Annotated in this window: 19 protein-coding genes; 8 read left to right on the top strand and 11 right to left on the bottom strand. The window is 71.5% G+C overall.

From position 1 onward, the window contains the following. Positions 1 to 28 precede the first annotated feature (28 nt). Positions 29 to 832 (top strand): ATP-dependent sacrificial sulfur transferase LarE, encoded by an 804-nt coding sequence (gene larE / locus KF840_15080; protein ID MBX3026231.1) that lies wholly within the window; start codon positions 29 to 31, stop codon positions 830 to 832. Here the strand turns inward: larE and ispD are convergent. Further along, positions 768 to 1,463, bottom strand: a complete 696-nt coding sequence (gene ispD / locus KF840_15075) for a 2-C-methyl-D-erythritol 4-phosphate cytidylyltransferase (protein ID MBX3026230.1) — start codon at positions 1,461 to 1,463, stop codon at positions 768 to 770. The genes larE and ispD overlap by 65 nt on opposite strands. A gap of 46 nt (positions 1,464 to 1,509) precedes the next feature. Further along, complete coding sequence (locus KF840_15070; GenBank protein ID MBX3026229.1) at positions 1,510 to 2,019, bottom strand: CarD family transcriptional regulator; 510 nt, start codon at positions 2,017 to 2,019, stop codon at positions 1,510 to 1,512. Positions 2,020 to 2,405: 386 nt separating this feature from the next. Between KF840_15070 and KF840_15065 the strand changes: the two genes are divergently transcribed. After that, entirely contained in the window at positions 2,406 to 4,736 is a 2,331-nt protein-coding gene (locus KF840_15065) for an MMPL family transporter (protein ID MBX3026228.1), read from the top strand. A gap of 9 nt (positions 4,737 to 4,745) precedes the next feature. Here KF840_15065 and KF840_15060 read toward each other — a convergent pair whose 3' ends face one another. Both KF840_15060 and KF840_15055 read right to left on the bottom strand, forming a co-directional pair. Next, the gene (locus tag KF840_15060) at positions 4,746 to 5,933 is read right to left on the bottom strand and encodes a beta-ketoacyl-[acyl-carrier-protein] synthase family protein (protein MBX3026227.1); all 1,188 of its coding nucleotides are present in this window, start codon (positions 5,931 to 5,933) and stop codon (positions 4,746 to 4,748) included. 169 nt (positions 5,934 to 6,102) lie between these two features. Further along, a complete protein-coding gene (locus tag KF840_15055; GenBank protein MBX3026226.1) occupies positions 6,103 to 7,941 on the bottom strand; it encodes a PAS domain S-box protein in 1,839 nt (612 codons plus the stop codon). 201 nt (positions 7,942 to 8,142) lie between these two features. Between KF840_15055 and KF840_15050 the strand changes: the two genes are divergently transcribed. Beyond that, the gene (locus KF840_15050) at positions 8,143 to 10,125 is read left to right on the top strand and encodes an FG-GAP repeat protein (GenBank protein ID MBX3026225.1); all 1,983 of its coding nucleotides are present in this window, start codon (positions 8,143 to 8,145) and stop codon (positions 10,123 to 10,125) included. Positions 10,126 to 10,163: 38 nt separating this feature from the next. Here the strand turns inward: KF840_15050 and KF840_15045 are convergent, their stop codons facing one another. Further along, positions 10,164 to 12,131: a S8 family serine peptidase gene (locus KF840_15045; protein ID MBX3026224.1), complete on the bottom strand. Its 1,968-nt coding sequence runs from the start codon at positions 12,129 to 12,131 to the stop codon at positions 10,164 to 10,166. Positions 12,132 to 12,303: 172 nt separating this feature from the next. Between KF840_15045 and KF840_15040 the strand changes: the two genes are divergently transcribed. Further along, complete coding sequence (locus KF840_15040) at positions 12,304 to 13,539, top strand: diadenylate cyclase (protein MBX3026223.1); 1,236 nt, start codon at positions 12,304 to 12,306, stop codon at positions 13,537 to 13,539. A gap of 114 nt (positions 13,540 to 13,653) precedes the next feature. Further along, positions 13,654 to 15,879, top strand: a complete 2,226-nt coding sequence (gene glgP / locus KF840_15035; protein MBX3026222.1) for an alpha-glucan family phosphorylase — start codon at positions 13,654 to 13,656, stop codon at positions 15,877 to 15,879. A 33-nt stretch (positions 15,880 to 15,912) separates the two neighbouring features. On the opposite strand, the gene glgB is transcribed toward glgP, so the two are convergent. Beyond that, complete coding sequence (gene glgB / locus KF840_15030; GenBank protein MBX3026221.1) at positions 15,913 to 17,805, bottom strand: 1,4-alpha-glucan branching protein GlgB; 1,893 nt, start codon at positions 17,803 to 17,805, stop codon at positions 15,913 to 15,915. A 149-nt stretch (positions 17,806 to 17,954) separates the two neighbouring features. On the opposite strand from glgB, the gene KF840_15025 reads away from it, so the two are divergent. Further along, on the top strand, positions 17,955 to 19,319 hold the full coding sequence (locus KF840_15025; GenBank protein ID MBX3026220.1) for an MFS transporter: 1,365 nt from the start codon (positions 17,955 to 17,957) through the stop codon (positions 19,317 to 19,319). Here the strand turns inward: KF840_15025 and KF840_15020 are convergent. From KF840_15020 to KF840_15000, 5 genes are all read right to left on the bottom strand, one after another. Then, positions 19,305 to 20,012: a hypothetical protein gene (locus tag KF840_15020; GenBank protein MBX3026219.1), complete on the bottom strand. Its 708-nt coding sequence runs from the start codon at positions 20,010 to 20,012 to the stop codon at positions 19,305 to 19,307. The two genes, KF840_15025 and KF840_15020, sit on opposite strands and share 15 nt — an antisense overlap. A 660-nt stretch (positions 20,013 to 20,672) precedes the next feature. Beyond that, entirely contained in the window at positions 20,673 to 21,143 is a 471-nt protein-coding gene (gene bfr / locus KF840_15015) for a bacterioferritin (GenBank protein ID MBX3026218.1), read from the bottom strand. 129 nt (positions 21,144 to 21,272) lie between these two features. Continuing rightward, positions 21,273 to 21,455 carry a (2Fe-2S)-binding protein gene (locus KF840_15010; GenBank protein ID MBX3026217.1) on the bottom strand — a complete coding sequence of 61 codons (183 nt, stop codon included), beginning with the start codon at positions 21,453 to 21,455 and terminating at the stop codon, positions 21,273 to 21,275. Between the two features lie 91 nt (positions 21,456 to 21,546). Beyond that, positions 21,547 to 21,756, bottom strand: a complete 210-nt coding sequence (locus KF840_15005) for a hypothetical protein (GenBank protein ID MBX3026216.1) — start codon at positions 21,754 to 21,756, stop codon at positions 21,547 to 21,549. A 37-nt stretch (positions 21,757 to 21,793) separates the two neighbouring features. Beyond that, a complete protein-coding gene (locus KF840_15000; protein ID MBX3026215.1) occupies positions 21,794 to 23,365 on the bottom strand; it encodes a hypothetical protein in 1,572 nt (523 codons plus the stop codon). A 172-nt stretch (positions 23,366 to 23,537) separates the two neighbouring features. Between KF840_15000 and KF840_14995 the strand changes: the two genes are divergently transcribed. Next, positions 23,538 to 24,887, top strand: a complete 1,350-nt coding sequence (locus KF840_14995) for a hypothetical protein (GenBank protein ID MBX3026214.1) — start codon at positions 23,538 to 23,540, stop codon at positions 24,885 to 24,887. Positions 24,888 to 24,925: 38 nt separating this feature from the next. Then, the gene (locus tag KF840_14990; GenBank protein MBX3026213.1) at positions 24,926 to 26,344 is read left to right on the top strand and encodes a thiol oxidoreductase; all 1,419 of its coding nucleotides are present in this window, start codon (positions 24,926 to 24,928) and stop codon (positions 26,342 to 26,344) included. Positions 26,345 to 26,351 lie beyond the last annotated feature (7 nt).

Below are 26,351 nucleotides of genomic sequence, written 5' to 3'. Positions count from 1 at the left end.
CGCGGCCCTGCAGTCGTCGCTGCGCGCCATGGGGCGGGTGCTGGTGGCGTTCTCCGGCGGGGTGGACTCGAGCTTTCTCCTCCAGGTCGCCGCCGAAGCGCTCGGCGACGGCGTGATTGCGGTGACCACCCGCTCGCCGACCGCCCCGGAGGAGGACGAGGCGATGGCGTGCGCGCTGGCCGCCGCGCTCGGGGTGCGGCACCGTCTGATCGACGCCAACGAGCTCGACATTCCGGGCTACGCCGCCAACCCGGTCGACCGCTGCTACTTCTGCAAGGACAGCCTGTACGAGATCTGCGCCGCCGAGGCGCAGCGGCTCGGGGTGAGCGCGATCGTCGACGGCGTCAACCTCGACGACCTCGGCGACTACCGACCGGGCCTGCGCGCTGCGCAGGAGCACGGGATTCGCCATCCGCTTGCCGAGGTCGGCCTGTCGAAGGCCGAGATCCGCACCCTGAGCCGCCGCGCCGGACTGCCGACCGCGGACCGCCCGTCGAGCCCGTGTCTGTCGTCGCGCTTTCCCTACGGCACCCGCATCACGCTCGACGGGTTGCGCCGGGTCGCGGCGGCGGAACGCGTCCTGCGCGCCCTCGGGTTTCGCGAGTGCCGGGTGCGAGCGCACGAGCCGATTGCGCGCATCGAGGTGCCGGCGTCCGAGCTGGCGCGGCTCGCGGCGCCCGAGGTGCGCGACGTCGTGGTGCGCGAGCTGCGGGCGATCGGCTTCGGCTACGTGACCGTCGACCTGCAGGGCTTCCGCTCCGGCAGCCTCAACGAGGTGTTGCCGGTCGCGCCAGGTACCACTCCGCCCACGCCCGATCCTCGGGCGTCGTGATCTTGCGGTTGTCCGGGCTGCCGGCGACCACGCGGACCCGGTGGCCGAGGCGCTCGACCAGCGCCGCGTCGTCGGTCGCCGGCCCGCCGTCGGACGGCTGCCGATGGGCGGCACGGATCAGGTCGGTGCGGAAGACCTGTGGGGTCTGCGCCAACCAGGTGCGGCCGCGCGGGGGCGTCGACTCGATGAAGCCCCGCGCGTCGACGATCTTCACCGTGTCGACGGCGGGCAGGGCGACGATCGCCGCGCCGTCGGCATGCGCGGCCGCGATCGCCGCGGCGACCGTTGCCGGGGCGACGAATGGCCGCGCCGCGTCGTGGATGGCGACCAATTCCGCCCGCGTGACCGCCGCCAGGCCGTGGCGTACCGAGTCCTGCCGTTCAACGCCGCCCGCGACCACCTCGATGCGTCGGCGGAAGGGGCCGTGCGCGTTCAGCAGCGCGTGCGTCTCGGGCAGGTCATCCGGCGGGGCGACCACGATGGCCTCGTCGACCGCCGGCACCGCGAGCAACGCCCGCAGCGAGCGGACGACCAGCGGTACGCCGCCAACGGTCACGAAGGCCTTCGGCAGCCCGGCGCCGAGCCGGCTGCCGGACCCGGCGGCGACGACGATGGCGGCAACCGATGGCAGCGGGCGACTGCGCTGGTCCACGCGCCCCTCGAGGCGGGCGCCGCGGTCAGTGGGCGAAGATGTTCTTGAGCTCTTCCATGATCTTCTCTTCCGGGTGGGAACGAGCGATGGAGAGCTCCTTGACGAGGAGGTTGCGGGCCGTGTCGAGCATCTTGCGCTCGCCGAACGACAATTCCTTGTCGCCCTTGAGCACGAACAGGTCGCGCAGCACCTTGGCGATTTCCAACACCGAGCCGGTCTTGATCTTCTCGGTGTACTCCCGATAGCGCCGGTTCCAGGTCTGCTGGTCGATCTCGACCCGCTTCTCGCGCAGGATCTTGTAGACCTTGGTCACCATCTCGCGCCCGATGACGCGGCGCAGACCGACCGAGTCCACGTTTTCCGTCGGGATCATGATGGTCATGTCGCTGTCGAGAATCCGCAGCATGTAAAACGTCTTCTCGGTTCCAGAGACGACCTTGCTCTGGATGCTCTGGATGACGCCGACCCCATGCGCAGGGTAGACGACCTTCTCACCAACCTTGAACAACGATTCAGCCTTCCCTGAGCGCGGCATAGAAACGAAGTATCGCAATTTGAAGGGGAATGGTCAAACAAGTTCGGAACTTTCCGGGCCAATAATTCCAAACTGGGTGAGCCGCGTTTCCATTCCTCGCGCCGCGCCAAAACGCAGCTTGTTTCAATGGGTTGGCCGGGTGACCTCGAGTGTATCAAAAGCTTGCAAAGGGGTTGGAGACGCTTCCTCGGACCCCGCCAGCGAGACGCGCTTGCAAGGTCGAGGGAGGTCGCAGTACAAGCCGATCATCCAACTCACGGTAGCGCGGCAGCACATCTCGGGGGATGCGGCGCGTCATGGTACGAGATCGGCAAGGCCAGGGTTCGGGCGCGGGGACGAACCAGGGGGAGGCTCAGCCCTCCCGGTTCGAGCGCTATGCGCGGTCGGTGGTTGCCCACCGGGTGATGATCGTTGCCGCCATCCTGGCAATCACCGCCGGGTTGGCGACCCAGTTGGGTTCGCTCCATCTCGAGATCCGCCGCCGCGCCAACCTGCCCGACAGCCATCCGTTCGTGCAGATTCAGAACCGGATCTCGGACCTCTTCGGCGGCGAGGCGATCGTCATCATCGGAGTCATCGCCAAGCAAGGCGACGTCTTCACCCCGGCCATGCTGGGGAAGATCCAGCGCATCACGGATCGACTGCGCGCCTCGCCGAGCGTCATCGAGCCCAGCCTGTTCAGCCTGGCGGCGCGGTACGTGCGCACCGTGGACGCCAGCGAGGGTGGGATGCGGGTCGAGCCGTTGATGGGTGGAACGCCGCCGACCGCGGAGGCGGCGGCGCGGGTGCGGGCGCGCGTCGAGTCGGATCCGCTGTTTCGCGAGTCGCTGGTCTCGGCGGACCGGCGGGCGGCGGTGATCGTGGTGGATTTCGACGACCGCATGAAGGACGTCGAGCTGGCCCAGTTCGTCGAGCAGGTGATCGCGCCGGAGCGCGACGACACGGTGACCATCGCGCTTGCCGGGGCGCCGATCCTGCGCAAGGAGCTGGCGCGCTACACGGCGATGATGGCGGTGTTGTTCCCGCTCGCGGTGCTGATCATCGGCCTCGTCCACTACGAGGCGTTCCGCACCGTCCAGGCGATGCTGCTGCCGCTGGTGACGGCGCTGCTGAGCGTCGTCTGGGCGCTCGGCATCATGGCGCTGATCGGCCTGCCGATGGACACCTGGAGCGTGATGACGCCCGTGCTCATCCTCGCCATCGCCGCCGGCCACGCGGTGCAGATCCTCAAGCGCTACTACGAGGAGCTCGCGCGCTGCGCCGACAGCCGGGAGGCGGTGGTGCGCTCGCTCGTCGCCGTCGGCCCGGTGATGCTCACCGCCGGCCTGATCGCCGCCGCCGGTTTCGGCTCGCTCACGACCTTCGGCATCACCAGCGTGCGCGCCTTCGGCGCGCTGCTGGCGGGCGGCATCGTCAGCGCGCTGATCATCGAGATGACGTTCACGCCCGCCTGTCGCAGCCTGCTGCCGCCGCCGAAGCGCCGCGAGGTGGCGCGCGAGGGGGGCGCGCGAGCGGTGGACCGGCTGCTGGATCTGCTGGCGGAGCGCGCGATTCGACAGCCGCGCATCGTCATCGCCACCACCCTCGCGATCGCGGCGATCGCCGGCGCGGGCATCTTCCGCCTGCAGGTCGACAACAGCTTTCGCCTGTGGTTCGCGCCGACGACGCAGGTGCGCATCGACGACGCGCTGATGAACGAGGTCCTGCCGGGCACCGCGACGCTCCGGATCCTCGTCGAGGGCACGCGCGACGATGCCCTGCTCGATCCCGAGGTGCTGCGGGCGATGGTCGATCTGCAGACCGAGCTGCAACGCACGCCGGAGATCGGCGGCGTCACCTCGATCGCCGATCACGTGCGGCGCATGCATCAGGCGATGCACGACGGCGACCCGGCGTTCTACGCCATCCCCGACGATCCGAAGGTCATCGGCGAGTACCTCTTCCTCTACGGCGCCTCCGCCGGGCCGGACGGGTTGAGCGCCTTCGTCGACAACGCCAACCGCAACGCCGTCATCCGCGCCCTGAGCAAGACCGACAGCGCGTCGTTCTCCCGCCTGCTGCTGCAGCGGCTGCAGGCCTACGCCGCGAACCGCTTTGCCGGCCTGCCGGTGCGGGTCGGCATCGCCGGCGGCACCCTGGGCGTGCAGACGGCGATGAACGACATGGTCGTGCACGAGAAGATCGTGAACATCATCCAGGTGGGGGCGATCATCTTCGTGCTCTGCGCGGCCGTCCTCTGGTCGGCGGTGGGGGCGCTGTTCGTGCTGGTGCCGTTGGCCCTGGCCGTGGTCGTCATCCTCGGAGCGATGGGGTGGACGGGGGTCTGGCTCGACATGAGCACCGCCGCGATCACCGCGATGGGCGTCAGCATCGGCGCCGATTTCGCCATCTACCTGCTGTTCCGGGTGCGCGAGGAACTGGCGAACGGATGCGAGGTCGAGGACGCCCTGCGCCGCGGCCTGCGGACTTCCGGCAAGGCGGCGCTCTACGTCTCGAGCGCCGTGGTCGCCGGCTATCTGACCCTGGCGCTGTCGGGGTTCAGCGTCTGGCTGCGGCTCGCGTTCCTGACCTCGACGATGGTGGCCCTCAGCGCCCTCGCCGCCTGCGCGGTGCTGCCGGCGCTGATCGCGTTGCTGCAGCCGCGCTTCCTGACGCGAACCCGCGCGCTGCCGTCGGTCGGGTCGCCGGCGGTGGTCGCGCCGGTCTCGGCCCAGTAGGGGCGCGGCTCAGCCGTCGACGGCGCCCAGCAGCAGGTAGCCGTTCACGCCGCCGTACCCGTAGCTGGTGATCAGGGCCCGTCGCAGCGCGCCGCGCAGCGGCGCGCCGACCACGTGCCGGGCGCGGCATGCCGGCGCCGGCGTCTCCAGGTTCGCCGTCGGCGGGATGATGCCGTCGCGCATCGCCAGCACGGCGATCGCGGCCTGCAGCGCGCCGGAGGCACCGAAGGGATGGCCGAGCACGCCCTTGATCGAGCTGATCGGGATGGCCGGCAGGCACTCGCCGAGCGCAGCCGAGAGCACGGCGATCTCCTTGCCGTCGAACAGCGGCGAGGCGTTGGCGTGCGCGCAGATGTAGTCGATCTGGTCCGCGCCGGTGGCGGTCGCCGCCAGCAGACGGCGGAGCGCCTGCGCGCCCGCGGCGCCGGTGGGGTCGGCGCCATACATGCCCTGCGCGTCGCAGGAGAAGCTGCCGCCGAGGATCGTCGCGTACACGCGGGCGCCGCGAGCGCGCGCCCGTTCCAAGGGTTCGAGGACCAGAAACGCGCTCGCTTCGCTGAGCACCATGCCGTCGTGGGCGACGTCGAAGGGGCGGCAGGCGGTAGCCGCATCCTCGCCCGTGGCGAGCTCGTTGGTGCGACAGAGGGCGGCGAACACCATCGGTGACAGCGGCGCCTCGGCGCCGCCGACCAGGCACGTCTCGGCGATGCCCGATTCGATCAGCGCCGCCCCATGCGCCAGCGCCTGCAGGCTCGACGGGCAGCCACTGGAGAACGTGTACTGCGGTCCCTGGGCGCCGACCGCCGCCGCGACCTCGACGCCAGGCCCGTGGTTGGGCGCGCCCGCGGCAACGAACGGATTGACCCGCCGGGCGCCGCGCTCGAGCATGATGGCGCCCTGCTGCTCGCCGTCGGACCAGCCCCCGAGGGCCGTCCCCACCAGCACCGCGAGACCGTCCGGCGTGACCGCTCCGTTCGCCAGCCGCGCGTCCGTCATCGCCAGCTCGGCGGCGATCACCGCCATCTGCGCCGCCCGCGTCGTCGTGCGCCGCCTGCGCGGGTCGCCGTGCTCGACGAGCAGCGCGTCGTCGACCTCGCCGGCGACCCGGCAGTTGGTGAGGGTCGCGTCGAACCGCCGCAGCGGCCCGACCGCCGGCCGTCCGTCGCGCACCGCTTCCCACAGGCGCTCGCAGCCCATCCCGGTGGGCGCGAGGACCCCGATGCCCGTTATCGACGCTGTTCGGACCGCCATTTCGCCGCTCGAGAGAACCCTCGCCCGGGCCAGTCGCCCTTCCTGGCGCAACCCCCACGGTCTGCCGCCCGGTGGATCTTCGACGATCGTCGTCCCATCGGCAACGCCCCCAACCCTATCTCAGGGGGAGCGTGAAGGAGAAGGTGGCGCCGCCACCGGGGTTCGACTCCGCCCACAAGCGGCCGCCGTGGCCCTCGACGATGGTGCGGCTGATCGACAACCCCATGCCCAGGCCGCTGGGTTTGGTGGTGAAGAACGGGGCGAAGATCTGGTCGAGCAGCGGCGGCGGCACGCCGGCGCCGGAGTCGGCGACCGACACCTTCACGCGTCCCGCCTGCGCCGCGATGCGCAGCTCCACGATCCCCGGCAGTTGCGCGATGGCGTCGATCGCATTGCGCAGCAGGTTGAGGACCACCTGCTGGAGTTGGATGCGGTCTCCCCAGACGCGATACGGCCCGCCCGCCGCCTCGGTGCGCAGCGCGATGCCGCGGTCGGTGGCGTCCGAGCGCACCAGCTCCACCGCCTCGAGCGCCAGCGCGGCGAGGTCGAGCAGGGCCTCGCGCGGCGGCTCCTTGCGGACGACGCGCGTCAGGGAGTGGACCACGTCGCCGGCCCGCAGCGCCTCGCTGGCGATGCGCTCCAACGCCTCCCGCAGGTCGGGCGCCGCCGCGGTCTGTTCCAGGCGCCGGGCGCTGCCGCGCGCGTAGTTCACGATCGCGGCCAATGGCTGGTTGAGCTCGTGCGCGAGGCTGGCCGCCATCTCGTTCATGAGCGCGAGGCGCAGCACGTGCGCGAGCTCGGCCTGCCGCTGCCGCGCGGCCTCCTCGGCCGCCTTGCGCGCGCTGCTGTCGGTCAGCGAGCCGACCATGCGCAGCGGCGCGCCGGTGGCGTCGCGCACGGTGCGGGCGCGCGCCAGCAGCCAGCGGTAGGTCCCGTCGGGCCGCCGGTAGCGATACTCCGCCTCGTAGTGGGTGGCGCCGCTGGCGACGTGGGCGCGCCAGCCCTCCTCCAGGGACGCGAAGTCGTCGGGGTGGATCCGCTGCGCGAAGAGGGCGGCGACGCTGACCGGATCGTCGGGCCCGACGGCGAGCATCTCGCGCAGCCGCGGCGACGCGAAGAACGCGTCGCTGTGCAGGTCCCAATCCCAGATGCCGTCGCGCGCGCCGTCGATGGCGAGCGCGAAGCGGGCCTCGCTGGCGCTGAGTTGGGCTTCCGCGGCGCGCCACGCGGTGACGTCGCGCGCGTTCACAACCACGCCGGCGATCGCCGGCTCGTGCAGCAGGTTGGCGCCGATGCCTTCCATCCATCGCCAGCCGCCGGCGGCGTCGCGCACCCGATACTGGATGCGCACCGTGTTGCCGGCGGCGGCGAGGAGCTGGTCGACGGCGCCGCGGCACACCGCGAGATCGTCGGGATGGACCAGCTCGTAGAGGTCGCGGCCTTCCATCGTATGCGGCGGATGGCCGAGGATGCGCTCGAGCGAGGGGCCGACGTAGGAGACGCGCCGGTCGCGGTCGAAGACCAACACCACGTCGGACGCGTGCTCGACCAGGGCGCGGAAGCGGCGCTCGCCGCGCCGCCGCTGCCGCTCGGCGTCGCGCCGATCGGTGACGTCGAGGGCGGTGCCGAGCAACGCCGGCCCGCCATCCCAGTCGATCCGGCCGATGCTGACGTCGATCCAGCGGACCGCGCCGCTCTTGGTGAGCAGCCGCTGCTCACGCCGCGACGGGACGTCGACCGGATCGCCGACCAGCCGCGCGGCGTTGACCGCCCGGGCCCGCGCGCGCTCCTCCGCCGGCAGCAACTGCCACACCTCCATCGCCAGCAGCTCGTCGCGCGCGTAGCCGGTGATGCGCTCGGCGGCGGGATTGACGTAGAGGAGGCGGCTCTCCCGCTGGACGAAGATCGCCGCCGGCGTGGTCTCGGCGAGGACGTGGAACAGCGGCTGCTCCACGCCGGCCGCCGTTCCCCGCGGCTCGGCGGCGGGAACCGACAACGCACGGCGCGGAAACCGGTTCGACACGTCCGCCTAATGGCCCCAGCCGCCGCGCTTTGCAATGGTCGCGCTGCCGCGCCAGCGCGAACACGGGCGGGTGGGGCGGCGTGCCTCGACCGGGCGGCGGTGGTACGCTCGACCCGGGCGAGCGAGGGCGACATGGTCAGACGCGGGCGATCGCGATGGGCGTGGCTGGGCTTCGGGATGCTGGCGTTGGCGGCGCCGGCCCCGGGTTGGGACGTCGGCGTGACCAGCCAGAGCGGCCAGTGGACGATCTACAACCGCACCGCCAACGCGGCGCGTCTCGGCTTTCCGCTCGCCGCCGGTGATCTCAACGGTGACGGCCGGGCCGACCTCGTGCTGACGCCGATGAACGCCGACAGCGGTCCGCAGCGCGAGCGCCAGAGCGCCGGCGAGGCGACGATCCTCCTGGGCAACGACGTCATCGCCGGCGAGCGCGATCTCGCGCTGCTGACGCCGCCGGCGCTGCCCGCGGACACGACGCTCATCTACGGCGCCGACCTGGTCGACAACTTCGGCACCGAGCTCGCCATCGCCGACCTCGACGGCGACGGCTACGACGACGCGATCATCGGCGCGCAGTACGGCGACGGGCCGGACAACAGCCGGCCGAACTGCGGCGAGGTCGTCATCGTCTGGGGTAGCCCGACGATCGGCGGTCAGGTCATCGATCTCGCCGCCCCCCCGCCCGGCGCGGTCACGTTCGTCTACGGCGCCGAAGCGGGGGCGGGCAGCGATGCGGGCGACCGCCTCGGTGTCTGGGTCAGCAGCACGGATTTCGACGGCGACGGCCGGCCGGATGCCATTCTCGGCGCCGACCTCGCCGACGGCCCGGGTGACACGCGGACCAACGCCGGCCAGACCTACGTGCTGTACGGCGGCCCCGAGCTGCGGCGCCGCGCCGCGATCGACCTGGCGGCGCCCGACGTGCCGCTGACGGTGATCTACGGCATCGACCGCGGCGATCAGAGCGGCGCCACGGTCCGCGGCGGCGACGTCGACGGCGACGGGGTCGGCGACGTGCTCATCGGCGCCGGCCTCAACCGGCTGTCGGCGCAGAGCGATGCCGTGGGCGGCCTCAACGGGCACGGCTTCGGCGGCGGCGACGGCCCCGGCAACGCCTGCGATCCGGTCCGGCTGGCCTGCGAGATCGGCGAGGCCTACATCCTGTTCGGGCATCGCGGCGAACGGCCGGCGAGCATCGACCTGGCGACGCCGCCGGCCGATTTTACCGTCATCTACGGCGTCGATGCCGGCGATGCCTGGGGCGAGGAGATCTTCGTCGGCGACTTCGACGGCGACGGCCGCGGCGATGTCGTTCTCGGCGCGCTGGTCGCCGACGGGCCGAACAACTCGCGCCCCTCCAGCGGCGAGGCGGCGCTCATCCGCGGCGACGACAAGCGCCTGCGCGGCGAGGTCATCGAGCTCGCCAAGGCGCCGCCGAACGTCACCATGATCTACGGCGCCGCGGCGTCCGCGATCGCCGGCGACACGGCGTTGTTCGTCGACCTCGACGGCGATGGCCGCGACGAGCTGGTGGTCGCCAGTCCGCAGGACCGGGTGGTGACGACCCGCGGCACCCGGGTCAGCGCCGGGCGCGTCATCGTGCTCTTCGGCAACGAGGCGCCGCCGCCGGTCATCGACCTGGCCAACGTGCCCGACGACGTGCCGCACCTGTGGATCAACGGCGCCCAGGGCGGCGACCTCCTCGCCTACAGCATGTCGCTCGGCGACGTGAACGGCGACGGCCTGCGCGATCTGATCCTCAACGCCATGGGCGCCGACGGCTTCAACGACCTGCTGCCGCTGGCGGGCGATTGCTACGTGCTCGATGCCGTCGCGCTCAGCATCGCCGCCGGTCGCGAGATCGTGCCGACGCGCACGCCGACGCCGTCGCCGACGGTGACGCCCAGCGCGACGCCGACACGGCCACCCGCCTGCGCCGGCGACTGCGACGGCGACGGCGCGGTGGCGGTCAACGAGCTGGTCGCCGCCGTCGGCATCGCGCTCGGCAACCTCCCGCTGGCGACCTGCGCCGCCGCCGATGGCGACGGCGACGGCGCCGTCGCCATCAACGAGCTCATCGCCGCCGTCAACACCGCGCTCGCCGGCTGCTCCTGAGGGACACCGGCGGCGCTGCCGCGGCGCCCCGCCACGGTTCAGGCCAGCGCCTGGCCGACGGCGGCGATCAGTTCGGCGATGGCGACGGCGCCATCGCCGTCACCATCGGCGGCGGGACAGATGGCCGGCGTCGCCTCGCCGAGCGCGATGCGAACGCCCAGGACGAGCTCGTCGATGGTGACGCGGCCGTCGCCGTCGCAGTCGCCGGGCCGCGGGCTGGCGAGCCGTTCGATCGCGGCGCGCGGGTCGACCAGGCCGGCGCCGGCGAGCGGGTCTGGCCCGGGTAGGGCGATGTCGCGCGCGGATCGCCGCAAGGCGTCGGCGATGCCGGCGGCGCTGGTCCGCGGCGCGCGCTGCATGAGCAGGGCGGCGACCGCCGCGGCGGCCGGCGCGGCGGCCGAGGTGCCGTGGAAGTTCGGATGGCCATTGTGGTCGGAGTCGACGCCGAAGTACGCCGTGTCGCCGCCGTCCGGCGCGGCGAGGTCGGGCTTGGCGCGGAGCTGCGGCGCGTTCGGCAGCGGCGTGCCGGTGGGGCCGAAGTAGAACGGGAGGTCGCCGCCGCGGGCGCTGAACGGCTCGACGTCGAGGACGCCGCTGGGAGGCGTGAAGGCGCCCTCGCTCGCCACTTCCTGCTGGTCGATGGCCGCCATCGCCACCGCGCCGCCCGCCGCCGGATGTCCGTACAGCGCGGCGGCGCCGAACGGCGGTCGCGCCAGGCCGAACGGATCGAGACCGAGCACGCAGGCGCTAGAGGAGAGGACGATGCGCAGTCGGACCCCCTTGTCGCCGCAGACGTGGTTCACGGCGAGATAGACGGTCCGCGCGGTGCTGCCAGTGTTGCGGAACGCCACGATCTCCAGCGGATCGCCGAGCGCGCCGCCGCCGGCGGAGCAGCCCTGGGTGTTGGTGCTGCTGGCGAGAATGCGCCCGGTCGGCGGGGGGCCGCCGAAGACGTAGAGATCGAGATCGGTGCGCGCGCCGGGGCCGAGCGTTCCGGAGAACGGCTCGTTCCACTGCAGCACGGCGCGAACGTCGCAGCGCGCCGGGATGGTGATCGCGGCGCCCGTGTCGCCGCCGCCGAAGTCGTGCAGGTCGACGCCGGTGAGCGGACCGGACATCTCGTCGCGCGGGTCGCTGTCGCGGTAGAGCTGATCGATGCCGCCGTCGCCGGCGTTGGCGGCGGCGGAGAAGAAGAGCGCGCCGTCGGCCGCCGCGTCGTTCACCGCCTGCGCGATGATGCCGTCCTGGAACATCGGCTCGGCGAAGAAGAGGACGTCGTCGGCGATGACGTCCGCCCCGCAGGCGCGCAGCGCGGCGATGTTCTCGGCGAATGTCGCCTCGTCCGGAAACGCGGCGGCGAACAGCAGGTCGGCGCCGGGCGCGAGGTCGTGGACGATCTCCGCCATGCCGGCGCCCTCGTCGCGACCGCCGCGCGGGCCGGGGTCGAGCACGACCAGTGTCGGTGGCAGATCGCCCGACTGCTGCGGGGCCGACTCGGTGAGCGTGCGCGTGCAGCCGTCGCCTTCGAGTCGCCCGCCGAGGGTGTTGCTGATCGAGTCGGAGAGCAGGCCGACGCGGATGCCGCGGCCGTCGACGCCGAAGTCCCGCTGCAGGGCGTCGATCCCGAGCACGCCGCGGACCTGGCTCTCAACGGCGCCGACGGCGGTCTGGGCGCCGTAGAGCGGGTGGATGACGGCGAGGTCGGGCAGGGCCGCCAGATCGGCGAGCGCGGCGAGCGGCACCGCGGCGACCAGCCGCGCGTAGCGGAGCGACACGTGTTCGACGCGGGCGCCGAGCGCGACGGCGCGCGCCACCCCGTCCGGCGTCAGCGAGGTGAACCGCAACTCGACCAGCGCCTCGCCCGTGCCGAGTCGCAGCGCCGGCAGGGTCGGGCCGAGGGGCGGCGCCGTGGCCTGCACCAGGGCGTCGCGCAGGCTGCTGGCGACCCGCGCCAGGGTCGGGTCGGCGGACGGCGTCGCCGCGGCGATCGCCGCGTGTCCGAGCACGGCCGCCAGAACGATCCGGCATCCGCGTCGCCGCGGCGTGCGCCGTGTCCGCTGCATCCGCCTCATTCCCTCACGCTTTACAGGTGGCGCGCGGTTGAGCCAACGCCGCCGTCGCGCCAACGCTGCCGTCGCGCGTCGCTTTTCGCGGCGCGCATCGCTACACAGGGCGCCCATGTGGGAGATGGTCCACAGCCAACTGCGCGAGCTCCATCTCGCCGACCTGCTCGACATCGGTCTGGTCACGACCTTCGTCTATTCGGCGATCGCGCTCCTGCGCCGCACCCAGGCGCGCCTGGTCGCCGGCGGCATCGTGCTGCTGATGACGTTGTTCATCGTCGCCCAGGCGCTCGATCTGCGGCTCACGACCTGGCTCTTGCAGGGCTTCTTCGCCGTCTTCCTGATCATTCTCGTGGTCATCTTCCAGGAAGAGCTGCGACAGCTCTTCGAACGCCTGGCGCTGTGGGGGCTGCGGCGTTCGGTGCCGGCGCCGCCGTCGTTCGGGACGGCCGACGTCATCACCGGGACCCTGGCCGACCTGGCGCGGGCGCGGACCGGCGCCCTGGTGGTCCTGGTCGGCGCGCAGCCGGTCGACCGTCATCTGCACGGCGGGGTGGAGCTGGGCGGCCATCTCAGCGAACCGCTGCTCAGGAGCATCTTCGACAAGGGCTCGCCGGGACACGACGGCGCCGTCGTGGTGCGGCAGGACAGTGTCACGCGCTTCGCTGCCCAGTTGCCCCTGTCGACCGACTTCAAGCAACTGCCGGGCACGGGGACGCGGCACAGCGCGGCGCTCGGGCTCGCGGAGCGCACCGACGCCCTGTGCATCGTCGTCTCGGAGGAGCGCGGCACCATTTCGGTGGCGCACAACGGGGCGCTGCGCGAGCTTGGCGGCCCGGCGGAGCTGGAGGGCGAGATCCAGCGATTCCTCCACGAGTTGTCGCCGCCGACGAGCCGGCGGCGCGTGCTGTCCGACCTGGTGCGCGAGAACTGGGTGGAGAAGATCGCCTCGTTGATCTTCGTGCTCGGGCTGTGGTTCCTCTACGTGCCCGGCTCGCGCCCGTCGACCCAGGCCTTTCCGGTTGCCGTCAAGGTGGTGAACGTCCCGCCGGGCGCGACGGTCGAGAGCATCGAGCCGACGGAGGTGACGGCGCTCCTCACCGGCCAGCGGCGGGCGTTCTACCTGTTCGACGCCAGCCGCCTGGACGTGACCATCGACGCGACCCTGGCGAAGTACGGCCGGCGGACCTTCGCGGTGACCCCGGATCAGATCCGCCACCCGCCGCAGCTCAGCGTCGAGAATGTCCAACCGGACCAGGTGCGGCTGTCCCTGCGGCTCGACGCAGCGATTCCGACGCCGACCACGGCGCCGTCGGAGACCCCGCCGCCGCGCCCCAAGTCGTCCCGCTAATGGGCGTTCCCGCCACACGATGATGCGCGTCCGCGGCCGGCTCGCCAGGATTGTCTTGCAGGGACCGGCGACACGGCATAGGCGTTGGGGCCCTGCCTGTCGGAGGATGATGCGATGTCGACCGCCTTTCCGCTTCCCGCGCCGCTCAGCGACGTCGACGGCCGCGCCAATCTCGAACGCGCGATCGGCGAGTTGGCCGAGCGCCTGCCGGAGGCGATCCGCGCCCTGGCGTCCGTCGCCTACAACTACCGCTGGGCGTGGATGCTCGACGGGCCAGACGTATTTCGCGAGATCGATCCCCAGGCGTGGCGGCGCAGCGGGGGCAATCCGCGCTACGTGATGGAGATCGCGCCGCCGCGTCGGCTGCAGGAGTTGGCGCGGTCCGAGGCCTACGTGCAGCGGGTGCGCGCCCTGGCGGACGGCGTCGCCGCCGATCTGGCGCGTCCGTCGCGGCCGGTGGTCGGACAGACGGCGCGGCCGGTGGCCTACTTCTGCTCCGAATTCGGTGCCCACGGGTCGCTGGCGCTGTACGGCGGCGGCCTCGGCGTGCTGGCGGGGGACACGCTGAAGGCCGCGTCGGACCTGGCGCTGCCGATGGTCGGCATCGGCCTCTTCTATCGCCAGGGATACTTCCACCAGCGCCTGGACATCGGCGGTTGGCAGCACGAGTACTGGCTCAACGCCGATTTCGAACGCCTGCCGGTGGTGCGGGTCACCAACGGCGATCAGCGACCGCTGCTGGTCGAGGTGCAGGTGCGCGATCGCATCGTGCGCTGCGACATCTGGCGTGTCGACTTCGGCCGCGTTCCGCTCTACCTCCTCAACACCGATCGCGAAGACAACCATCCCATCGACCGCTGGATCACCGCCCGCCTGTACATCGGCGATCGCCACGTGCGGCTGGCGCAGTACGCGGTGCTCGGCATCGGCGGCGTGCGCGCCCTGCACGCGCTGGGCATCGATCCGATGCTCGTCCACCTCAACGAGGGGCACGCGGCGCTGAGCGGGTTCGAGCGGGCGCGGCTGCGCGCGAACGGCGGCTCGTTCGAGGCGGCGCTCGCGGACGTCAAACAACACACCGTCTTCACCACCCACACGCCCGTGCCGGCGGGCAACGAGGGGTACAGCGTCGGCGAGATCGATCCGGTGCTCGGCGCGTTCGCCGACTCGCTCGGCATCGAGCGGACGGCATTCTACGACTACGGCCGCGTCAGCCCCGGCAACGCCGCCGACCCCGTGAGCATCACGCCCCTGGCGCTGCGCACCAGCGGCGCCGCCAACGGCGTGTCGGCGCGACACGGCGACGTGGCGCGCCACATGTGGCGACCGTTGTGGCCCGACCTGCCGGCCGAGCAGGTGCCGATCACGCACGTGACCAACGGCGTGCACACGACGACCTGGATGGCGCCGGCGATGCAGCGCCTCCTCGATCGCTACCTGCCGGCCGACTGGCGGGCGCGGGTTGAGGATCCGGCGGTGTGGGCGGCGGTCGACGGCATCCCCGACAGTGAGCTGTGGGCGGTGCGCTGCGGGCTGCGCCGCGAGCTGGTGGACCTGGTGCGGGATCAGTCGGTGCGCGACCGTCTGTCGCGCGGCGAACCGCCGGAATACGTCGAGGCGGCGGCGCGCGAGTTCGATCCCAACGTGATCACCATCGGCTTCGCGCGTCGCGTCGCCGCCTACAAGCGGCTCTACCTGCTGGTGCGGTTTCCCGAGCGCGGCGGCCACATGCTCGGCGACGGGCCGACCCCCATCCAGCTCATCGTGTCCGGCAAGGCGCACCCACAGGACAACGAGGGCAAGGAGACGCTGCACCGCCTGTTTCAGAACCGCACCAACGTGATCGGCGGGCGGGTGGTCTTCCTCGAGGACTACGATCTGCAGATCGCGCCGCCGCTCGTCGCCGGCGTCGACCTGTGGCTCAACCTGCCGCGGCCGCCGCTCGAGGCCAGCGGGACCAGCGGCATGAAGGTGGTGCTCAACGGCGGGCTGAACCTGAGCGTCGCCGACGGCTGGTGGGAGGAGGCGTACGACGGGCGCAATGGTTGGAACATCGTCTCGCCGGCCGCCGATGCGCATGCGCAGGACGAGCATGACGCCAACGCGCTCATCGAGCTGATGCAGAACGACGTCGTGCCGCTCTTCTACGCCCGCGGGCCGGACGGCATCCCGCACGCCTGGGTGGAGCGCATGAAGGCCTCGATGCGCGGCCTGATCCCGCGCTTCAGCGCCCAGCGCATGCTGCTCGACTACGCCAGCCAGCTCTACCAGCGCGGCGGCGGCGACGCGGCGCGGACGGCGCCGCCGGACGCGGCGGCGGCTGGCGCGCCGGCGGTCTAGCGGGCGCCGGGGGCGCGGCCGCGCCCGCCCCCGTCAACGGCTGCCCTTGAAGAGAACGGCGCCGAGGGGCGGCAGGGTGGCGTCGAGGCGGTAGGGGCGGCCGTGATGCGGCTCGGCGAGGGCCGCGAGGCCGCCGAAGTTGCCCTGACCGCTGCCGCCATAGTCGTGCGCGTCGCTGTTGAGCAGCTCCTGCCAGTGGCCCGCGAAGGGGACGCCGACGCGGTAGCCGTGGCGGGGCACCGGGGTGAAGTTGAGCACCACGACGACGGCGTTGTCCGGGTCGCGGCCGCGGCGCAGGTAGCTCACGACGCTCTCGTCGGCGTCGTTGCAGTCGATCCACTCGAAGCCCGACCAGTCCGCGTCGCACTCGTGCAGGCAGGGCTCGGCCGCATAGAGGCGGTTGAGGTCGCGCACCCAGCGCTGGATGCCCTGGTGCGGCGCGTAGGCGAGCAGGTGCCAGTCGAGGCTGTGATCGTGCCGCCACTCGCCGCGCTGTGCGAGCTCGCCGCCCATGAACAGCAGCTTCTTGCCGGGCTGGGTCCACTGATGCGCGAACAGCAGGCGCAGATTGGCGAAGCGCTGCCAGTCGTCGCCGGCCATCTTGCCGATCAACGAGCCCTTCATGTGCACGACCTCGTCGTGGGAGAGCGGCAGCACGAAGTTCTCGCTGAAGGCGTAGAGCATGCGGAAGGTGAGGGCGGTGTGATGGAAACGCCGGTGGACCGGATCGCGCGCCAGGTAGGCGAGCATGTCGTGCATCCAGCCCATGTCCCACTTGAAGCCGAATCCGAGGCCGCCGACGTACGGAGGACGCGACACCATCGGCCACGACGTGGATTCCTCGGCGGTGGTCTGGACGCCCGGGATCTCGGTGTACGCCATGCTGTTGAGCTGGCGCAGGAAGTCGATGGCGTCGATGTTCTCGCGCCCGCCGTAGCGATTGGGGATCCACTCGCCGGGCCGCCGCGAGTAGTCGAGATAGAGCATCGAGGCGACGGCGTCGACCCGTAGCCCGTCGATGTGGAAGTGATCGAGCCAGTAGTGCGCGCTGCTGAGGAGGAACGATCGCACTTCGTTGCGGCCGTAGTTGAAGATCGAGCTGCCCCAATCGGGATGGAAGCCCTGGCGTGGGTCGGCGTGCTCGTAGAGGTGGGTGCCGTCGAAGTAGGCCAGCCCGTGCTCGTCGGTGGGGAAGTGCGACGGCACCCAGTCGAGGATCACGCCGAGCTCGTGCTGGTGCAGCACGTCGACGAAGGCCATGAAGTCCTCGGGGCGGCCGTAGCGTGCCGTCGGGGCGAAGTAGCCGGTCGTCTGGTATCCCCACGAGGCGTAGAAGGGGTGCTCCATCACCGGCAGCAGCTCGACGTGCGTGAAGCCCATGTCGCGCGCGTAGGCGGCCAGGCGTGGCGCGATCTCGGCGTAGGTGAGCAGGCGGCCCGGATCCTCGGGCGCGCGCTGCCAGGAGCCGAGATGGACCTCGTAGATCGACTGCGGGCGGTCGAGGCGCTGGCGCTCGGCGCGCTGCGCCATCCAGGCGGCGTCGTTCCACGCGTGTCGCGGGTCGGCGACGACCGAGCCGGTGCGCGGCGGCAGCTCGGTGCGGCGCGCCAGGGGATCGGCCTTGTCGACCCTGTACCCGGCGAGGCCGGAGGCGACGTGGTACTTGTAGACGGCGCCCACGCCGACCCCGGGGATGAAACCCTCCCAGATGCCGGAGCGGCCGCGGACGCTCAGCGGATGGGCGCCGCGCGTCCAGTGGTTGAAATCGCCGATGACCGACACGTGGTCGGCGTTGGGCGCCCAGACGGCGAAGTGGGTGCCGGCGCGGCCGTCGACGGCGCCCGGATGCGCGCCCAGCACATCGTAGATGCGATGGTGGGTGCCCTCGTTGAACAGGTAGAGGTCCTGGTCGGTCAGCGGTGACATGCGCGGATTGGCTTGCGGGCAGCGGGCCGCTAAGCGTCAGCGGAGCACGGGCAGGGCCGGAGAGGAGGACCGGGGGAACGCATCGCGCCGCGGACGTTAGCAGAGTCCGCCCGCGCCGCCACCATGGCGCGCGCGATCGCCCTGGCTCGGTGTCCACCGCCTCCCGCCACTCCTCCATGCTCGCCTCGCGCGTGCGCCGCAGCCTGCGCGCCAGCATCGTCGACGGCGCCGCCTGCGCGGCGATGACCGGCTTTGGCGAGACCTACTTCTCGGCGTTCGGCCTGCTGCTCGGCGCCAGCCCATTTCAGGTCGGCCTGCTCACCACCGTGCCGATGCTCTGTGGCGCCGGCGCCCAGGTCCTGGCGCCGCGCATCGCGCATCGCATCGGCGACCGTCGCTTCGTGATCGGCGCGGCGCTGCTGCAGGCGAGCTGCTTTCTGCCGATCGGCGCCCTGGCGCTGGTGCCCGCGGCGGGCGGGTACGAGCAGTTGCTCGCCTGGGTGGCGCTCTACTGGATCCTCGCCCTCGGCATCCACCCGGTATGGAACAACTGGATCGGTCGCATGGTGCCAAGCGCGGTGCGCAGCCGGTTCTTCGCTGGCCGTGGCGCGGCAGTGAACGCGGCGCTCCTCGGCTCGACGCTGCTCGCCGGCGGCATCCTGCACGCGACCGAGGGAAGCCGCTGGGGGGCGACCGGCGGTTTTCTGGTGCTGTTCGGGTTGGCGGCCGGCAGTCGCCTCGTCAGCGCGAGCTTCCTCGCCCGGCAACACGATCCGCAGGAGAGCCGCCCGCCGCGCCGGCCGCGCCTGCGCGCCGTCGTGCGCGGCATGGCACGCCGCCCGTACGGCCGCCTGGTCGCGCTGCTGGTGCTGATGATGGGCGCCGTCCATCTCTCGGCGGCGTACTTCACGCCGTACATGCTGCGGCACCTGGGCCTGTCGTACGCCGCGTACACGGCGGTGAACGGCGCCGTGCTGCTGGCGCGGATCGTCTCCTCCTCGTACTGGGGCGAGGTCGCGCGTCGCTTCGGCAACCGACGGGCGCTGCAGGTCTCGGGCACGCTGCTGGTGCCGCTCTCCAGTCTGTGGGTGGTGTCGGACCACGTCGTCTACCTGCTGGCGCTGCAGGTGTTCGCCGGCTTCGCGTGGGCGGGGTTCGAGCTGGCGATCGTGCTCAATCTGCTCGACGCCACCGACGACGCCGACCGCGCCGCGGTGCTGTCGCTGTACACGCTGCTCAACGGCGTGGCGATCGTCGTCGGATCGCTGATCGGCGGCACGGTCCTGCGGGCGCTCGGCGACGGCGGGTATCACGTCCTCTTCCTCGTGTCGTCGGCGCTGCGAGCGTTGATCATGCTGCGCCTGGCGCGCGGCATCGGCGTCCGGCGGGCGCGCGAGCACTCGTTCCCGTCGGTGTTCGTGCGCGTGCTCTCGCTGCGTCCAGGGCGCGGGCCGGAGTGGCGGCCGATGCTGCTCGAGGAGCGGCCACGACGGCGGCGTCTACGACGCCGGTGACGGAGTCGGCTGGTCGGTGGGGTCGGCGCCGTCGGCGCCGGTGGCGAGGGCATCGCCCCCCGGTGCCGACTCGATGATCAACAGCGGTGGCGCCACCGGCGGCGGCCCGCCGGCGCCAAACGCGCGCGTGACCCCCAGGGTCAGCGCGTGCGTCGCGGCCTCGCTGCCAGGCAGGAAGCGGGCGAGGCCCTCATCGCCACCGCCGCCGCGCGCCGACTGCAACTGGTAGGCAAAGCCGACCTGGTTGCCGGCCAGGCTCCAGGACATGCCGAGGGCGAGCACGTCGGTGTCGAGCCGGCGCGAGAAGCCGGTCGCGGGATCGGTGCGTAGGGCAGTGGAGGAGAGATCGCTCAACTGGGCGTGTCGGTAGTCGAGTTTAAACCGTACCCCATTCTCGGCTGCGGCGCCGTTGGTGGGCGGCGGCACCGGGTTGTCCGACGTCCGCGGCATGAGGGAAAGGTCGGGGGCCAGCATCGCAAGCGGCGGCAATGCCAGCGTCGGATCGAGGAGCGTGTAGTCACGGCCGACGCGCGGCTGGATGCCCGGTGCCAGGATGCCGGTGGGGGCGGGCGCCGGGGCGGGCGTCGGCGCCCCCGCTCCGAGCATCACCAGGGCGCCGGCGGCAATCGCCAGTAGGTGCGGGTGCCGAACCGTTCCCGAGCCCGTCGCGCGCCGTACCAGCCTTGTCGCCATGTCGACCGCGCCGGCGGCGACCGTCGGCCGCGAGCGCCCTGCCTTCCGTTCCATTGCTAGCACGGGGCCGGCACGATCGCACCGACCGGGACACCGTCGCGCAGGGGGCATCGACGAGCGGGTGGGGCGTCTGCGTCGCCGACGCTGTGCGCTCGCTCACGGAGCCGGACATGGCAGCGCGCTACGTTCGGCGCCGTCGCGCAGAGGCGGACAGGCGAATTTCCAACGTCGCGGACAAAACTGGCCGCCGTCGCGGGGCATCTCCACCGGCGGTCGCCCCCGTGACGGCGGCACTGGTCTGGCAGAGGAGTTGCAAGATCGAGCGAGCGGTGAATCGAGACGCCGATGCAGATTTCATTTGCAGAACAGGTTGAGATGCGATGCTGTCGAGGCGGCGGCGAGCCAGGCGACACCGCGCCGGGGGATGCTGAGCGGGCGGGCGGCGGGCGGTGCCGACACGGCGCGCCGGGGTCTGGGGGATTCCGATGGCGATGAGTCAGGTCCTGTCGTTCGCCGGCATGTGCGTGCTGGCGGCCGTCACCTATCAACTGGCCTGCTGGGTCGGCTGCCAGTTCTGAACCCCTCACGGGCCGCCGCCGCGCCGCCCGGTCGCCGCGTGCGCGCCGCGCGCGGCAATGGCCGCGCGCCGGTGATCCGTCGTCAGTCTCGGATCTGCTGCGACAGATAGTTCTGCTCGCCGACCTGGCGGATCAACGTGAGCTGGGCCTCGAGCCAGTCGACGTGCTCCTCCTCGGAAACGAGAATCGTCTCCAGCAGCTCGCGGGTGGTGTTGTCGCCGATCTCGACCGCCTGCGCGATCGCCTTGTTGAGTCGCGGCACCGCCACTTCCTCCAGCTTGAGGTCGAGCTTCAACTGCTCGAGCACGGTCTCGCCGACCCGCACCTTCTCCAGGCGCTGCATGTTCGGCACGCCTTCGAGGAACAGGATGCGTTCGATCACCTCGTCGGCGTGCTTCATTTCCCCGATCGATTCCTCGCGGATCTTGTGCGCCAGGCGCGCGTAGCCCCAGTTCGCGCACATCTTGGCGTGGATGAAGTACTGATTGATGGCGGTCAGCTCGCCGGTGAGGATCTCGTTCAGCGTCTCGATCAGCTTCGCGTTGCCCTTCATGCCCCAACCCTCCCACTGCAGATGGACGTGGACGCCGACCGGCGTGTGGTCGTCACGATAACCGAACCGGGGGAGGGGAAAAAGGGCACGCGTTGCCAGCGCGACGCGTCGCCAGCGCGCCTCGCCGCGCTACTCGGCGGCAGCGGCGAGCGATTCGTGCTGCGACAGCAGCGTCGCGATCTCGGAACGGCACGGCGCGCAGCAACGGCCGGCGCCCGAGGCGCGGACGATATCCTTCACCGTCTGCGCGCCCTCGCGAGCGAGCTGCAGGATGGCCTGGTCGGTGACGCCGGCGCAGTGACAGACGATCATGGCTCGCGATCCTCCCCGGAAAGGCTATCCACCGCCATTTCTACTGATTCTGAAAACTATTTTCAAGATCAAAGTGAGGCCGGAACGCCGCTCACTGGAGCGGCAGCGGTGGGGACGCGGCGTGCTCGAGCCGCGCCATCGCGGTGCGCAGCGCGTCGCCGAGGGCGCGGGCGACCGGTTGCGCCAGACGGACCGTGGTCGGGCCGATGGAGACGTGGACCTGGCCGCATCCGCAGACATCGATGCGGATGGGGCCGTGCGCGGCGAGGCGCTGCGGCCGGCAGGGGGCGGGATTGGGCATGGGAGACTCCTCTCGCGGCGCCGGGCGCCGTGGCTGATCAGAAGACGAAGCCGCCACCGAGGCGCAGCTCGCTCGGCAGCGGTCCAGCATCGGACTCCTGGATGTGGTAGTCGGCCTTGAGCGCGATCTGCGGAATGGGCTTGTACTGGAGGCCGAATTCGTAGAACCAGCGCCGCGCCAGGGGATCGCGGGTGAAGCCCTTGGCGACACTGTTGGTCGTGTCGAGCCAGGAATAACGGAACCAGGGCGCCAGGTACTGGGTGCTCTCGGGCCACACCAGCGGTAGGACGTTGTACGCCGCCTCGGTGTAGATGCCGAGCATCACCTTGCCGATCGGCTGGCCGCCGGTGGCGAGCTCGATCTCCTGGTCCTGGCTGAGAATGCCGGCGTCGTCGATCAGCGCCGTCGTGCCGAGGAGGCGGAACCAGGCGCCACGCCAGATCGCCTCGGTGTGCGCCTCGTAGATCTGGGTGAACACGCCGACCCGGCGGAAGCCGATGTCCTCGTTGCCGTATTGCTCGTTCTGTCCCTGGTCGCCCATGTACATCGACCCGCCGAACGACCACTCGTCGAACGGGGCGTAGTCGAGGCGACCGACGAACGACCAGTCCTCGGCGAGCTCGTTGACGCCGCTCTGGCGCGCATCGCGCAGATCGAGGCTGCGGTAGCCCTTGGCGTTGAAGCTGGTGATGCCGTACGCCTTGTACTCCAGCCCGTCGATGATCTGGCCGAAGAAGCCGGCGCCGTTGGCCCGCCAGGTCGAGGGCAGGATGATCGTCTCCACCGGCGGCCGCGTGTTGCCGAAGTAGAAGGGCGGTTCGTGGACCTCGTTGATGAAGCCCATGGGGACCAGCATCAGGCCGCCGCGCGCGTTGACCGCCGGATGGAACAGGAAGTCGAGGGTCGCGAACTCCAGGGCCACCTCGCCGCCGTCGGAGGAGATCGTGTCCTCGCCGGAGACCGCGTGCTCGACCTCGAGCTCGGAGTTGAAGACGATCCAGTCGTTGAACTTGTACCCGGTGTAGAGGACGAAGCGCAGGAAATCGAAGGTATCCTTGGCGCCGTTCCCGTTCTCGGTGACGATCTTGTAGTTCGCTTCGCCATAGCCGCCGATGGACAGACCGCGTCCCGGCAGACCGTAGACCTTCGATGCCGAGGGGCCGAGGCCGTAGCGTCCCTTCAGTTCCTGCGTCTCCGGCAGCACCAGGAAGTCGCGGATCTTGCGGATCTCCTCGGTCAGGATCCCCTGGCGCCGCTCGACCTCGGCGACGCGCGCGGTTTCGCCCGTGGCCGGAGAGGGCGGCGGCGCGGCGGCCTGCTCGGTCGCGGGCGCCGCAGCCGCGGGCGCGGCGACGGCCGGGGCGGCCGCGGCAGGGGCTGCCGGCGCGACCGGGACGGGGGCTGCGACCGGTGCCGGCGCGGCGGCGGGCGCGCCATGCCGCGCGGCATCGAGCTCGCGCTTCATCTCTTTCATCTGTTCGAGGATCTGGCGCTGCTGCGCTTCCAGCTCCTCGATCCGTCGCTGCAGCGCCTCCTCGTCGGCCCGCACCGCCGGCGCCGCGGCCAGCAGCAGCATCGCCGCGCCGGCTGCCAAGACTCGCGCTCGCATCATTGCCTCGCCCCCCGCGCCCAGAAATTGAAAACGACTTTCAGTCTCGTTTGTCGGTCCCGGGTCATGAAGTCAAGGGTTCGTGCAGTAGGGGGGTGGATCATTTCTGGTATTGAAAATCACTTTCAGTATCAGTTAGGACGGTCTGAGCGATGGGCGCGGAGGGAGACGCATGAGACGAATGCTGCTGGTGGTGGCGGTGGCACTGGCGCTGTCGGCGGGCACGGCGTTGGGGCAGCCGACGCGCAGCCAGGTGATTGCTCGCTATGCCGAGGTGGTCCTGGCGACCTACACCGACGCGCTGGCCGGCGCGCAGGCGCTGCGAACGGCGATCGACGACTTCGTCGCCCAGCCGAGCGCGGACGGGCTGACGGCGGCCCGCGCCGCGTGGCTCGCCGCGCGCCCGGCATACCTGCAGAGCGAGATGGCCCGCTTCTACGACGGGCCGATCGACAACGCGGACACCGGACCCGAGCCGTTCATCAACGCCTGGCCGCTCGACGAGGCGTACATCGACTACGTTGCCGCCGCGGGCGGCGTCTGCGGCGGCGACTGCAACAGCTCCGGCGCGGTGACGATCGAGGAGCTGATCCTGGCCGTCGGCATCGCGCTGGGGACCACCCCGGTCAGCACCTGCGGCGCCATCGACACCGACAGCGACGGGCAGGCCTCGATCGCCGAGCTGGTGGCCGCGGTGGGGCACGCGCTCGACGGCTGCCCGGCGACCCGGCTCGATACCGGCATCATCAACGATCCCGTGCGCTACCCGACGATCGATGCCGACCTTCTGATGGCGCTCAACGAGGCCGAGAGCGAGACCACGATCTCATCCGGCTACCACGCCATCGAGTTCCTCCTCTGGGGCCAGGATCACAGCGCCACCGGTCCCGGCGACCGTCCCTACACCGACTACGTGACCGGCGGCACCGGGACCGCCGCCAACCCGGAGCGACGCGGTCAATACCTGCGCGCGGCGGCGGCGCTCCTCGTCGCCCACCTGAGCGCCGTGCGTGACGCCTGGCTCCCCGGCGTCGCCGGCAACTATCGGGCGCAGTTCCTCGCCCTCAACCCCAACGAGGCGTTGCGCCGCATGTTGACCGGCATCGGCACCCTGAGCGGTGGCGAGCTCACCGGCGAGCGCATGGCGGTGGCCTACGAGACCAAGGACCAGGAGGACGAACACTCCTGCTTCTCCGACAACACGCACGCCGATCACGTCTACGACGAGCTCGGCATCGAGAACGCGTTTCTCGGCCGCTACGGCGCGACCGACGGGCCGGGGATCGACGATCTCGTGCAGCAGGTGAACCCGACGCTGGCGACGCAGGCGCGGGCGGCGATGACCGCCGCCCGCGCCAGGATCGACGCCATCCCGACGCCATTCGATCAGGCGATCCTCGGGCCGGACTCGTCCCCAGGGCGGATGGCGATTGCCGCCGCGATCGACGCGCTCAACCACCAGACCGACCTCCTCGCCCAGTGCGCCGAGGCTCTGGGCATCTCGATCAGCACGACCCCTTGACCCGCTCCCGTTCCCGATCACGCGTCGCCGCCGCCGCGGTGCTCGCGGCGCTTGCTGCCGGTTGCGGCAGCGACGACCAGCGTGGCGGCGCGGCGCCGGTCACCCCGACGGCCACGGCGGTGCCGACCGCGACCGCCACGCCGTCGGTGGTCGTCGGCGACGCGCTCTCCGGCGGTGCCGGTACCGTTTTCGACTCCACCACCAGCGCCTTCGGCCAGCCGTCCCGCAATCTGCCGCTGGCGCAGCGCACCGCGTTCTTCGTCGGCAACGCGCTCTTCAATCGCGACTGGGTCACGGCCCCATCGTCGACCGTCGGGTCCGACGGCCTCGGCCCCCTGTTCAACGCCCGCTCCTGCTCCTCCTGCCACTTCCGCGACGGCCGCGGCCGGCCGCCGGTTCCACCGGAGGAGGACTCGGTCGGCATCCTCTTCCGCCTGTCCATCCCGGGCGTCGGCGACGACGGCGGGCCGCTGCCCGATCCGACGTACGGCGGCCAACTGAATCAGGCCGGGATCCTCGGCGTGCCCGGCGAGGGCCGGGTCGCCATCAGCTACGAGGAAGTGCCCGGTCGGTACGCCGACGGCGAGCCGTACAGTCTGCGGCGGCCGCGCTACGATCTGGTCGATCTCGCCTACGGTCCGCCCGATCCCGCCCTCCTCCTGTCGCCGCGCACCGCGCCGTTTCTCATCGGCCTCGGTCTCCTCGAGGCCGTGGACGAGAGCACCCTGCTGGCCGCCGCCGATCCCGACGATCGCGACGGCGACGGCATTTCCGGGCGCGCCAACCTGGCGTGGGACGTCCGCCGCGGTCAGCTCGCGCTCGGGCGCTTCGGTTGGAAGGCGAACGTGCCGACCCTCGAACAGCAGAATGCCGGCGCCTTCGTCGGCGATATCGGCATCACGTCGCCCCTGTTCCCGGAACAGAATTGCACCGCGGTCCAGACCGCCTGCCTGGCGGCGCCGAACGGCGGCGATCCCGAGATCGATCAGGACAAGCTCGACGCGGTGACGTTCTACAGCCGGCATCTCGCCGTCCCGGCGCGCCGCGAGGTGGCGGATCCCGCCGTGCAACGCGGCGAGGCCCTGTTCGCCGAGATCGGCTGCGCGGCCTGCCACACGCCGACGTTGACCACCGGCGCGGACGCCGCGCCGGCGCTCGCCGGCCAGCGCATCCATCCCTACACCGACCTACTGTTGCACGACCTGGGCGACGGCCTCGCCGACGGGCGACCGGATTTCCTCGCCGACGGCCGCGAGTGGCGCACGCCGCCGCTGTGGGGGCTCGGGCTCATCGCGACCGTCAACCGCCACACGCTGCTGCTGCACGACGGACGGGCCCGCGACGCCGCCGAGGCGATTCTCTGGCACGATGGCGAGGCCGTGGCCGCGCGCGAGGGCTTCCGAACCCTGCCGAGCGACGACCGCGCGGCGCTGTTGCGCTTCCTGGATTCGCTATGAACCCGAC

Source organism: bacterium (assembly GCA_019637795.1).
Lineage (GTDB): Bacteria > Desulfobacterota > Binatia > HRBIN30 > CADEER01 > JAHBUY01.
This window is presented reverse-complemented; position numbering and strand designations above follow the sequence as displayed.